Source organism: Flavobacterium sp. IMCC34518 (genome assembly GCF_027111095.2).
Lineage (GTDB): Bacteria > Bacteroidota > Bacteroidia > Flavobacteriales > Flavobacteriaceae > Flavobacterium > Flavobacterium praedii.
In genome coordinates this window covers 3,692,574-3,705,211 of sequence record NZ_CP114284.2, presented here as the reverse complement: position 1 = coordinate 3,705,211, position 12,638 = coordinate 3,692,574, and the positions used below count along the sequence as shown (strand labels likewise).

Genomic DNA, 12,638 nt, shown 5'->3' with positions numbered 1-12,638 from the left:
GAATCTTTTTATTTCATATTATTTAATTTTTTTTGTTCAAAAAAGTAAAATTTCAGCGTAAAATAGAAGAAAATAAATATTTTAACAAGAAATAACTCATTAAAAAATTTTACTATAAATTTTATCTATAACGTAATAGCTTCTTGGAATCGTCATCAAAATAAAGAAATATCAAAAAAATGATCTACATATTTTTGAATACTTTAATTATTACTTAAAAATGAAACTTAGCGTTTTTATAAACCCAAAAATCCGTAATTTTACTAGTATAAATAAGCTTTTAAAAGCTAAACGTTAACTAAATAATTTTTTTAAAATGAAAAGTACGACTGAAACATTATATTTTAAGACTGGAAATTGGAATAATGCTATTGATGTTTATGACTTTGTATTGAAAAATGTCACTCCTTATGAAGGAGATGATTCTTTTTTGGCAGGGCCATCAAAAAAAACAACTGTCTTATGGGATATTTGTAAAGAAAATTTACTTAAAGAGCGCCAAAAAAACGGATGCTTAGATATTGACACCAATATTATTTCAAATATAACATCTTTTGGACCTGGATATATTAGCAAAGAAAACGAAATCATTGTTGGATTACAAACCGATATGCTTTTAAAAAGAGCAATGAAACCGTTTGGAGGTATAAAATTAGTAGAATCAGCTGTTGCTGAAAGAGGTTTGAAAGTTTCTGATGAGGTAGTCAAAATTTTCAATTATGCTAAAGACCACAATCAAGCTGTTTTTAGTGCTTATGATAGCGAAATCAGAGCTTATCGTTCAAAACATTTATTAACTGGGTTACCAGATAATTATGCTAGAGGTAGAATTATTGGTGATTTTAGAAGACTGGCACTTTATGGAGCCGATCGATTAATTGAAGCCAAAAAAGAAGATTTTAGTGCTGTAGTTGGAGAAATGTCCGATCACAAAGTACGATTGAGAGAAGAAATATTCGATCAAATAAAAGCATTGCAGGATATGAAAATCATGTCTAATTCGTATGGAATTGACATTTCTAATCCAGCATTGAATGCACAAGAAGCCGTACAATTTACCTATTTAGCTTATTTAAGCGCTGTAAAAGAACAGGATGGTGCAGCAATGTCTCTTGGAAATGTATCTTCTTTCTTAGATGTATATATCGAAAATGATTTGCAATCAGGAGTTATTACTGAGGAAGAAGCTCAAGAATATATCGATCAATTTGTTATGAAACTTCGTTTGGTACGTCATTTGCGTCCAGGCGCTTATGATACTATTTTTGGTGGAGATCCAACATGGGTTACTGAAGCAATTGGTGGACAATTTAATGATGGAAGAACAAAAGTGACCAAAACCTCATTTAGATTCTTACAAACATTATATAATCTAGGACCATCACCTGAACCTAATTTGACTATTTTATGGTCTCAAAATTTGCCAAAAGGATTTAAAGATTTTTGTGCAAAAGTTTCAATTGATACTTCATCTCTACAATATGAGAATGATGATTTGATGCGTACCAATAGAGGATCTGATGATTATGGTATTGCATGTTGTGTATCTTACCAAAAAATTGGTAAAACAATTCAACATTTTGGAGCACGTGCCAATTTGCCAAAAGCTTTACTTATGGCCTTGAACGGTGGTAGAGAAGAGGACAAAGGTACTATCGTTATTAAAAATATTCCTCAAATGGAAGACGGTGTGCTTGATTATGATAAAGTGATGAACATGTTCAAGGTAACTCTTGCAGAAGTAGCTAGAGTATATGCAAAATCGATGTACATTATTCACTATATGCATGATAAATATTATTATGAGAGAGCTCAAATGGCTATGATTGATACCGATCCTAATATTGATATCGCTTATGGAGCTGCTGGAATTTCTATTATCGCCGATTCACTTTCTGCTATCAAATATGCAAAAGTTACTCCAGTTAGAAATGATATTGGCTTAACTGTAGATTTTAATATAGAAGGAGAGTTTCCTCAATTTGGAAATGACGATGATAGAGTTGATGGTATAGCTAAAGAAATTACTAGCATCTTTATTGATGAATTAAGAAAACATACTGCTTACAAAAACGCTACCCCTACTCTTTCATTATTGACTATTACTTCAAATGTAATGTACGGTTCGAATACTGGTTCTACTCCAGATGGACGTAAAGGCGGAGAAGCTTTTGCACCAGGAGCCAATCCAATGCACGGTAGAGACGTAAATGGAGCAATTGCTTCTTTGAACTCTGTAAGTAAATTAAATTACGAAGATGCACAAGATGGAATCTCTTATACTTTTACAATGGTACCAAAATCTTTGGGATCTGATAAAGAAGAGCAAGTTTCTAATCTAACGACAATTTTAGATAGTTATTTTGGAAGAAATGCCCATCACTTAAATGTAAATGTCTTGGATAAAGAAACATTAATGGATGCTTACGAACATCCCGAAAAATATCCTCAATTGACTATTCGAGTTTCAGGATATGCCGTAAACTTTGTTCGATTATCAAAAGCGCATCAACTTGAAGTGATTACTAGAACATTTCATGAAAATTTGTAAATAATCTACAACACTAAATTATAATAAAACCACAATAAACTGTCTAAAGTAAAATTTATTTTTCATTTTAGACAGTTTTTAATTTTTGAAATAATGTATTTTCCAAAGCAAAAATCTAAAGAAGAATCAATTGATATACTTCATTCTGACTCTATACGAATTCATTCTATTGAAACACTAGGCACACATGATGGCCCTGGAATACGAATGGTGGTATTTGTTCAAGGATGCCAGTTTAGATGTTTGTATTGTCAAAATCCAGATACTTTAGATATTCATGGAGGTACTTTTATCCCCATTGAAGATATAGTTGGAAAAGCATTGCACCAAAAATCATATTTTGGAAAAAAGGGAGGTGTTACTGTTTCTGGTGGCGAGCCTTTATTACAACGTGATAAACTGATTCAACTTTTTGATCAACTCCATGAAAATGGAATTAAAACCTGTTTGGATTCTAATGGTAGAGTTTTGGATGAAAAAACAAAGATTCTATTAAATAAAACCGACTTATTACTTTTGGATGTTAAGCATATCAACAACGATTGGCACAAAAAACTAACCGGTTTAAAAAATAAAACAACCCTTGCTGTTGCAGAATATAGAGAAAGCACTGGAAAACCAATGTGGTTGCGATACGTACTTGTGCCGGGTTGGACAGATCAAGAAGAATATTTACACGAATGGGGCCAATATTTCACCAATTATACAACAGTTGAAAGAGTAGAAATCATTCCTTTTCATCAATTAGGAAAACACAAATGGGAAATATTAGGTTTTGAATATCAATTAGAAAACACCCTTGCTCCAACAATTGAAGAAAAAAATAAAGCATTTGAGATTTTTAAACTTTACTTCAAGAATGTAAAACTCAAATAATGCTTTAATAAATGTATTTCTAAGTAATTAAAGTATGTAAGAATATTTTAATTGTTTTAAAATAGCTGTTGAATCCATTTATTCTTTATAAAAAGGATTTTTTAAAAATAACAAAGAAATGAGAAAACTATACATTTTAATTCTTTTGGTGACAATGGTGTCCAATAAAGGATTTTCACAAACACAAAAAATAGAAAACAACAATTCAGTTCCTACAGAAAAAGAATGGGATTATAATTTTTACGGTTATATTAGAACCGATTATATTTTTGACACTAGAAAATCATTTCAAGTGAGGGAAGATAATTTAAATTATTATCCGCTAGATAAAGTTTTAGACATCAATGGAGATGATTTAAACGCAACGGGTTCTTATAATTTTTTATCAATTGATTCTAGATTTGGTTTAAAAATAAAAGGTCCTGAAATTTGGGGAGCAAAAATTTCAGGAAATTTAGAAGGCGATTTTTTTGGTAATACAGAAGCCTCAATTGGTTTAGTACGATTGAGACATGCTTTTGTAAACATGGATTGGAAAGAAACTTCATTGACAGTCGGGCAAACATGGTATCCAGCATTTATTCCTGAACTATTTCCTGGTGTCGCTAATTTTAATACTGGAATAATGTTTAATCCATTTGGTTGGGCGACACAAATAAAAGTAAAGCAAAACTTTACAAAGGAATTATCATTTGCATTAACATTGTATAAAGAACGAGAATTTGCCACTGGAACAGCTATTGGCGGCACACAAAATTCTGCTTCTATCAATTCACCTATTCCTTCTATTCACGGACAATTTCAATTTAAAAATGCAAATTGGCTGGCTGGTTTTGGTGCAGAATTTAAATCACTGCAGCCATTAACTGAATATTCTCCAACTGCTACAACCAAAGCAAAAACTACTGAAAAAGTAACCAGTACCTCTTTTATTGGTTTTTTAAAATATTCTGACGACCTATTTTCAGTAAAAGCGTATGGTATAACAGGAGGAAATACAATTAATTTTTTAATGTTAGGTGGGTTCATAGGCTATACAAATCCGTTGCAACCTGAAAAATACAAAGCCACTAAAACCAGTTCTTTTTGGATTGATATAGCCAGTAATGGTAAAAAAATAGCGCCTGGAATTTTCGTAGGATATACTAAAAATAATGGAAACTCAAAAGACGGCCTTGCTCCTGGGGAAATTGTAAAATACTACATTAGAGGAATATCTGGGACAAGGGTAGTTGACGATGTTTGGAGAACATCTGGTAGGATTGAGTTTAAACACAAAAAATTTAAAGTTACTCCAGAATTAGAATATACCGCTGCAACTTGGGGAGATTTAGATCTTAATTCTAACGGAAAGGCAGATTTAAATAAAGTTGATGTTGGTAATTTACGTGGATTAATTTCATGTAGTTTAACTTTTTAAATAATAAAAAAAACACTAGAGAATTGATAAAAAAATGAAATATAAATGAAATAATATCGATTTAGCATTACTAGAAGTTAAACCAAAATAAATCTATTTTCAATATATATAATCAAAAATAAAAATTATGTCGAGTAATAAATATTTAATTGTACTAGCAGGTATGATTATGCAACTTTCAATTGGATCCATTTATGCATACAGTAAATGGATTGAACCTTTATCGAAAGAATTAAACTGGGAGGCTCATGATACTAAAACTGCTTTTAGTTTAGCCATTTGCTTTCTTGGATTAACAGCTGCTTTCGCAGGAAAATTTGCTCAAAAAATTGGACCAACAAAAGCGGGATTAATTGCAGCTCTTTTTGTAACAATAGGATTATTGGGAAGTGCTTTGGCAGTCAAAATAAATTCTATTCATTTGTTTTACTTAACATTTGGTGTATTACAAGGTGTTGGTTTAGGATTTGGGTATGTTGTTCCAGTTTATACCGTTGTAAAATGGTTTCCTGATAGACCAGGTTTAGCTTCTGGAATAATAATTATGTCTTTTGCTCTTGGATCTTTGTTGGCTTCTTTTTTAATTGGACCGCTCTATGCCTCTTTAGGATTGTCAGGCGCATTTACAACTTTAGCAATAGGCTATGGAATATGTATGTTATTAAGTGCCTTGTATTTAGCAAATCCTATAAATTTAAAAACATCACTTCATACACATGTCGATTTAACTGCGAAACAAATAGTAACAGACAAACGTTTTATTGCACTTTGGTTATTATTATTTTTGAATGTTTGTGGCGGAATAGCTATAATTTCAAAAGCAGCTATTTTGGGAGAAGAAGTTGTCGGAATGACAGCTACACAAGCTACCATGTTTGTTGCAATTATTGGTTTGTTTAACGGTTTAGGTCGTCTGTTTTGGTCAAGTATTTCAGATAAAATAGGTTGTTGGGCAACTTTCATGATTTTTATTAGTATAAATGTTATTTGTTTTGCTTTAATACCAAGTTTTTCTACAAATCAAACTTCGTTTCAAACCCTAACTTACATCATTATTGCAGGTTACGGAGCTGGTTTTGCAACAATGCCATCATTTGTAAAAGATATTTTTGGCCCTGAAAAATATGGTCAAGTACTCGGATATGTTTTAACCGCTTGGTCTGCAGCAGCATTTGTTGGACCGATATTGCTTGGATTGACCTCACAAATCACAATATTTTATTTATTTGCTGGATTATTAGTACTAGCGTTGCTTGTCGGAATATGGTTGAAAGGATTACTCAAAGCTTCTGCTCTAGAATTGAAATCATAAGATATTCCTAGAATATATAAAAAAAAGCCAACTTAATTATTTTAGATTAAGTTGGCTTTTTTTCTTTTTATCAAGAAAACATATTATACTTTTCCATAATACATGGCTTTAACAATACCATCAGAAAGTCCAATTTTTGGAACAAAAATTTGCCTTGCACCACTCCATTTCATTGCGTTTAAATAAATTCGAGTCGCTGGTACAATAACGTCTGCACGATCGGGATTTAATCCTAACTGAGAAATTCTTTGCTCATAAGTAAGTGAACTCAAATACGCATATTGTGCATTCATATAAATATAGGACAAAGGCTTTTCTTGTACTTTTCCAGACATTTTAAATAATTTATTGATATTTCCTCCAGAACCAATCAAAGTGACTTCTTCAAAGTCGGCAGTATTAATTTTTATCCATTTCTCAATTTCATCCCAAACTACATCACATACCATTTCATTTAGCAAACGAACGGTGCCCGCTTTGAAAGATCTTGAATTGACCATTCTACCATTTGAAAACAACGTAAATTCGGTACTTCCACCACCTACATCTACAAAAAGATACGTTTCATCCGTTTTTAATAAATGATGTAAATCTGTAGAAGCTATTATTGCTGCTTCTTTTTTGCCATCAATAATTTCTATTTTTATATCAGCTTTCTTTTTAATTAAGGCAACTACTTCTTTTGCATTATAAGCTTCTCGCATTGCTGAAGTTGCAAATGCCATGTAACGCTCTACTTTATGTACTTTCATTAATAAATTAAAAGCTTTCATTGCATCAACCATTCTTTCGATATTCTCTGAAGAAATTTCTCCTACCGTAAAAGCATCTTGTCCCAAACGTATAGGAACCCTAACTAAAGAGCTTTTATTGAATTGAGTTTCTTTACCATCTTCTTCTACTATATTGGTAATTAATAAACGCATGGCATTCGATCCAATATCAATAGCAGCATATTTTTTAATTTTAATCATTTTCTTAAGTATGCAATTTTTCTATTAGTACTTTTAATTTTCATTTAATTCTTCTACAAATTCAACTTTTCTTTGATAATATTTGTAGGTTTCTAATTGAGCTCTAAAAACAGGATCATCATTTCGTATTCTATATTTATTATCTAATTTATAAGAATGGTATCTTGCTTTAACATTTCCTTTCCAACCAATGTCAAAATTCTCTATCAATTCCTGTTTTATTTCTTCATTATATATAGGACATGTAACCTCTACTCTAGCGTCTATATTTCTTGTCATCAAATCTGCTGAAGAAATATATACTTCTGTAATTCCAGCATTTCCAAAAATATAAATCCTTGAATGTTCCAAATAATTATCTACAATACTTATTGCTTCAATATTTTCACTTAATCCCTTGACACCTGGAATTAAGGAACAGATACCTCTTACTTCTAATTGAATTTTCACACCTGCATTACTGGCTTCATATAATTTATCTATCATAGCCAAATCAGACAAACTATTCATTTTCAATTTCATATAAGTTCTTTTTCCTGCAATGGCGTGCGCAATTTCCCTATCAACTAATTTTACAAAACGATGTCTTGTGTATTGTGGTGAAACAATTAAGTGTTTGTATCGTTGTGCTTTATAGTTAATATCAAAAAATTCAAATATTTTAGTTATATCTTTTAGAATTTGAGAATGACAAGTAAATAGCGTTACATCAGTATAAATTTTTGCAGTAGATTCATTAAAATTTCCTGTCGAAATAAAACCGTAACGTTTTATTTTATTTTTCTCCATTCTTTCAATTACACATACTTTGCTATGAACTTTCAAACCTTTAATCCCAAAAACCAGCTGAATTCCTTCCGTTTGCATTTGTTCTGAATAGGATATATTTGAAGCTTCATCAAACCTGGCCTGTAATTCAATTTGAACAATAACTTTTTTTCCGTTTTTTGCGGCATTAATCAAGGAACTAATAATCTGAGAATTTTTGGCTAATCTATATAAGGTTATTTTTATAGAGGTTACTTTTGGATCTAATGCTGCTTCTCGAAGAAACTTTATTAAATAAGCAAACGACTGATATGGTGCATGCAACAAATAATCCTTTTCGGCAATTTTTTCGAGTATGCTTCCTTCTAGACTTAGACCAGGAATTGGAAGTGGATCATTTTTTTTATAAAGTAAATCAAATCTTCCTAAATTAGGAAAATCCATATAATCTCGCCTATTGTGATAACGTCCACCAGGTATAATACTATCTGTAGAATCTATGTTCATTTTATCCAGAAAAAAACTGAGTGTATCTCTATCAATTTCCTGATCATAAATAAAACGGACCGGTTCTCCTATTCTTCTGTCTTTTACACTGGAAGATATTTTTTCGAGCATACTTTTACTTAGATCACTATCAATGTCTAATGAAGCATCTCTGGTAATTTTGATCATGTGGGCAGAAACACTTTCATAATTGAAAATATTAAAAATACTACTCAAATGTATTCGTATTACATCATCAATAAGAATAACATATTGCTTATTATTAGATTCAGGCAATACCACAAAACGATTCAGCATTTTTGGCATTTCAATAATTGCATAACGTACTTCCTGATCTTTTTTCATTACCATTTTAACGGCTAAATAACCTAGTGAATCCTTCAATACTGGGAATTCTGCCAAATCATTTAGTATAATAGTAACTAGTTCAGGACTTAATTTTTGAATAAAAAAATCTTTTAGAAATATTTCTTGGTCTTTATTTATACCATTTTCATTTACAATAAAAATATTTTCTGATTCTAATTGTAGCTCAATAATATTTAAAATTCGTAAACTTTCTGATTGTTGTTGAATTACTATCTCGGTTATATCCTTAATCAATTGTTGAGCAGTAACACCTCCAAAATATTTTTCACCAGAAATACCACTTAAACTTAATCGTCGTATAGCAGCAAATCGTACTCTAAAAAATTCATCCAAATTATTGGAAAAAATTCCTAAAAATCGTAGCCTATCTAATAATGGAACACTATCATCTGCAGCCTCTTGCAATACCCTAGCATTAAAAGCCAACCAGCTTTTTTCTCTATCAATATATTTTTGTTCTAACACTTTTTTGCTTATTTTAAATCTCTGGGGAATAGTATTTTTTTTGTCTTTCCTTTACTAATTGATTCCCAGCTTTCATTATCAAATTCAATATGAACAAATCCAGCTGTAGGAACATTATCTATGTAAACGTCTCCAAATTTATTAACAAAATTTGTAATAGCCTCGTTATGTCCGAATATAATTATGTTATCAAATCCATTACTGTATGTTTTAATAATTTTTTCTAATTTTCTTTCATCAAAAGTATAAAGTTCATCTTTATAAAGTATACTCTCCAAAGGAAAATTGAAATTCTGCGCAAATATAATTGCTGTTTCTATTGCTCTTTCAGCAGTACTACTCCAAATACTATATATTTTAGGTAAATATTCAATACAATTTGAAGAAATAAGATGTGCACTTTGCATTCCTTGAGATGTTAAGGGTCTATCTTTATCATGTAAAGGTGCTTCCCAACTTGATTTTGCATGCCGAATTAAAATTAGATTTTTCATACTTCTCAATTATTTTTTATTAAACTACTTCTCTAACAAATAGATAGAATAGAATTCAGAAAATTAATGACTTGGAAATGAGCGATAATTCAAACTATAAAATTTGAATTCTAAATCATAAGGGAGCTACAATTTACAAAAAAAAATACAGTAATTGCATTAATTTTTGAATCATAAAAAATATTAACTCAAAGTCTATTTTATTCTTTACTTTTTTAATTTGAAAAAAAGAATAATTAAACTTTATAAAATATAAAAAAAGCTGCCAAATATTGACAGCTTTCTTACAAACATATAAACAAACAATAACTTACATTTTAACAAAAATATTAGTATAATACTTTCTACCATTTATTGGGTTCTCTTTTATAGCTATACCAAAATGTGTAAAATCACCTTCAATGTTTTCTCTATGATGTGGGCTTTTCATCCAAGCATCAAAAGCTCCTAGTGCGCTATTATAATTGTAAGCAATATTTTCACTTACTTTAATTGCTCCTAATGCTTTGATGATATTATTGGATCTTTCAACAAATGCATCATGATTAACTACATTATTTTCTATCATATAAATATCATGTTCTTCAGATTTATAGGAAACATGGTTAATTTTCTCTAAAGCATTTAGACCTATACTTAATCTATAGTTATTAATTATAGTCATTGTTTCTAGTTCAATTGGACTATACTCATAAACCGTTACAATTGGCAATCTCTCTTCTGTTTCATTTGAATTATCTTCGGGAGAGCAAGAAAATGTTGTTGCTACCAATGTAAAAATACCTAACAAACGGAGTGCTTTACATAACATGATACATTAGTTTTAAGTTTAAAGAAGATTGTGGGGCAATATCCTTAACTGATAAATTTAACAGTCAATCAAATTTACATTAAATCCGTTTAAGTGCAAAATATAATCGATGTAATGCATCTATTTTAATATTAAATAAGAATAATTCTTATATTTAATTTTTTATTATTGTATTAATGAAGATCATATCAATTTAATAATTGAGTAGTACTACGATTCGTTATATTTAAAATTAAATAATGAAACTCGTTGGGTGTAATTCATAAAACTTTTATAAAATGCATAGAAACATAGACTTTATTTTAAAAAAGAATATCAAAAAGAAATATATTTCTTTCACATAGAGCACTATGTGTGTTTAAAATAAGTGAAACGCCTCTTTTTTGAGCTTAGAAAATCTATGTTTATACGTGTTTAAAATAATTACATCCTACGGGTCAAAGAATTAAAAAAGTATAAAGTTTTAATAAAAATTATACTATTTATACAAAATAATTGAGGAGAATTTCACTTTAACTTTTCCATTTAACCATTTAAAAAAATGGTTAAATTTTAAAAAATAAAATAAGTAATCATTAGACATTGACTGCAAAAGCCAAAAATATATAGTAAGTACACTATTATTTATTAAGATTAAACTTTTGATTTTCAATAGTTCAAGCTTTTTTTTGTTTAACAAATTGTATAATTCAAAAAAAACTTTTAAAAACATCTTTATCACGTAAAGTCTAAGATTTATTACATAATAGAATATAAATAGCTCTTTTTTTTTGGGGAATTGTTTTAAAAAACTAAAAATTTATAAAATACAGTAATTTAATATTGTAATTTAATTCAAAATCCGACTACTTAAATAAAAATATAGCATTAAACAAAATAAAAATATTTCTAAAATTCTTAATAATTATATTCCCTTTTTAACTTTTCAACGAGTATTTAGGTTATTTAAAGACATTGATAATATAAATTGAACATTCTTTATAAATTTGAATTATAAATATGAATGTATTTTAATTTTTACCCAAATCGTAATTGAAATATTAAATATTTATAATAGAACCTACTCTATTTATATCAGCTTAAAACCTGATTTTCAAGGCAATTGATTTAAAACCCCAATTTAAATCAAAATTAAGATATAAAACCTACAAGAAAATTTAGTGATACCTTATACAAATTTTGAGGTATAATTGATATTCAAAAATTGATTCAACCCCCTTTTTGAATCAATATTAATTAGAAGAAACCTACTACATATTGACTTTAAATGTCGCATTTTAAGAACATTTTATAAAGTAAGTAAAATTTAATTTTGATCAATCCCCCATTTTAAAACAAAATTAAAATAATTGAAACCTACACCAAGTATCACAATGCTTTTATTATTGGTATATGAAAGTATTTGACTTTCTAAATAATAGTAAAGAAGTTTAAAAAAATATTTTAATTAAAAAAAAATCAAATATGAAACCTAAAACTACATTAAACCTATCTAACGATTGTTATCCGAATGCAATTCAAAAATTAATCTTATTATTTTTGAATAACTTTGATAGAAAAGCATCAATAGCTACTTATAATTTTGTACTTGTTTTTGTTTTTATGTTCATCACTCTCCAATCATTCTCACAGTCAAGTAAAGCAACACTTCAAGTTGAAAAAAATAGATTTACACAAAGTGTACCACCAGAAGGGACAATTTATAATTTACAAATTTCAAATTTAGGAACAGCCACTTCAAACTATACTTTAAGTGTATCAAATGTGAATAACGGTTGTTCAAATAATGATGGAAGTAGTTCCTCAAGTAATGTAAATCTTGCTTTTTCATTCACAGATATCAACCAAAATTCAATATCTGAAATTTCTTTAAGTCCTGGAGAAACTGCAACTTTTTTCACAATTGTAAAAGTTCCTATTGGAACTTCATACAACAAATGGAATTGCACCGAAATTATTGCAACTTCTAAAGAATATCCATCCTACAAAGTGAGTACTGTTCTACATACTTTAGTTAGTGATCCTAATCAAGAATAATTAGTTAAGATTCAAAACTCATAATACTAGGTTATTCACCTTAATATAGTAAAA

The 12,638-nt window shown here is 29.2% G+C and carries 9 protein-coding genes; 5 read left to right on the top strand and 4 right to left on the bottom strand.

The genetic code is table 11. The features are described from left to right. Positions 1 to 316 precede the first annotated feature (316 nt). From pflB to OZP06_RS15830, 4 genes are all read left to right on the top strand, one after another. Positions 317 to 2,551 (top strand): formate C-acetyltransferase, encoded by a 2,235-nt coding sequence (pflB, locus tag OZP06_RS15845; protein ID WP_269222729.1) that lies wholly within the window; start codon positions 317 to 319, stop codon positions 2,549 to 2,551. A 93-nt stretch (positions 2,552 to 2,644) separates the two neighbouring features. Next, complete coding sequence (pflA, locus tag OZP06_RS15840; RefSeq protein ID WP_269222728.1) at positions 2,645 to 3,427, top strand: pyruvate formate-lyase-activating protein; 783 nt, start codon at positions 2,645 to 2,647, stop codon at positions 3,425 to 3,427. A 118-nt stretch (positions 3,428 to 3,545) separates the two neighbouring features. Continuing rightward, positions 3,546 to 4,847: a hypothetical protein gene (locus OZP06_RS15835; RefSeq protein ID WP_269222727.1), complete on the top strand. Its 1,302-nt coding sequence runs from the start codon at positions 3,546 to 3,548 to the stop codon at positions 4,845 to 4,847. 127 nt (positions 4,848 to 4,974) lie between these two features. Beyond that, the gene (locus OZP06_RS15830; protein ID WP_281239801.1) at positions 4,975 to 6,159 is read left to right on the top strand and encodes an OFA family MFS transporter; all 1,185 of its coding nucleotides are present in this window, start codon (positions 4,975 to 4,977) and stop codon (positions 6,157 to 6,159) included. Positions 6,160 to 6,242: 83 nt separating this feature from the next. On the opposite strand, the gene OZP06_RS15825 is transcribed toward OZP06_RS15830, so the two are convergent. The 4 genes from OZP06_RS15825 to OZP06_RS15810 all read right to left on the bottom strand — a co-directional run bounded on the left by OZP06_RS15825 (position 6,243) and on the right by OZP06_RS15810 (position 10,547). Then, complete coding sequence (locus tag OZP06_RS15825) at positions 6,243 to 7,133, bottom strand: rod shape-determining protein (protein ID WP_269222724.1); 891 nt, start codon at positions 7,131 to 7,133, stop codon at positions 6,243 to 6,245. 33 nt (positions 7,134 to 7,166) lie between these two features. Next, positions 7,167 to 9,242: a polyphosphate kinase 1 gene (gene ppk1 / locus OZP06_RS15820; RefSeq protein WP_269222723.1), complete on the bottom strand. Its 2,076-nt coding sequence runs from the start codon at positions 9,240 to 9,242 to the stop codon at positions 7,167 to 7,169. An 8-nt stretch (positions 9,243 to 9,250) separates the two neighbouring features. Then, entirely contained in the window at positions 9,251 to 9,736 is a 486-nt protein-coding gene (locus OZP06_RS15815; protein ID WP_269222722.1) for a histidine phosphatase family protein, read from the bottom strand. 310 nt (positions 9,737 to 10,046) lie between these two features. Beyond that, entirely contained in the window at positions 10,047 to 10,547 is a 501-nt protein-coding gene (locus OZP06_RS15810; protein ID WP_269222721.1) for a CAP domain-containing protein, read from the bottom strand. A gap of 1,464 nt (positions 10,548 to 12,011) precedes the next feature. On the opposite strand from OZP06_RS15810, the gene OZP06_RS15805 reads away from it, so the two are divergent. Continuing rightward, complete coding sequence (locus OZP06_RS15805; protein ID WP_269222720.1) at positions 12,012 to 12,584, top strand: hypothetical protein; 573 nt, start codon at positions 12,012 to 12,014, stop codon at positions 12,582 to 12,584. The last annotated feature ends 54 nt before the right edge of the window (positions 12,585 to 12,638 follow it).

Bases quoted from the DNA above. Each gene is read 5' to 3' on its own strand.
- OZP06_RS15805 (WP_269222720.1), top strand. From the start codon at position 12,012: ATGAAACCTAAAACTACATTAAACCTATCTAACGATTGTTATCCGAAT.
- OZP06_RS15815 (WP_269222722.1), bottom strand. From the start codon at position 9,736: ATGAAAAATCTAATTTTAATTCGGCATGCAAAATCAAGTTGGGAAGCA.
- OZP06_RS15835 (WP_269222727.1), top strand. From the start codon at position 3,546: ATGAGAAAACTATACATTTTAATTCTTTTGGTGACAATGGTGTCCAAT.
- pflB (WP_269222729.1), top strand. From the start codon at position 317: ATGAAAAGTACGACTGAAACATTATATTTTAAGACTGGAAATTGGAAT.
- OZP06_RS15830 (WP_281239801.1), top strand. From the start codon at position 4,975: ATGTCGAGTAATAAATATTTAATTGTACTAGCAGGTATGATTATGCAA.
- OZP06_RS15810 (WP_269222721.1), bottom strand. From the start codon at position 10,547: ATGTTATGTAAAGCACTCCGTTTGTTAGGTATTTTTACATTGGTAGCA.
- pflA (WP_269222728.1), top strand. From the start codon at position 2,645: ATGTATTTTCCAAAGCAAAAATCTAAAGAAGAATCAATTGATATACTT.
- OZP06_RS15825 (WP_269222724.1), bottom strand. From the start codon at position 7,133: ATGATTAAAATTAAAAAATATGCTGCTATTGATATTGGATCGAATGCC.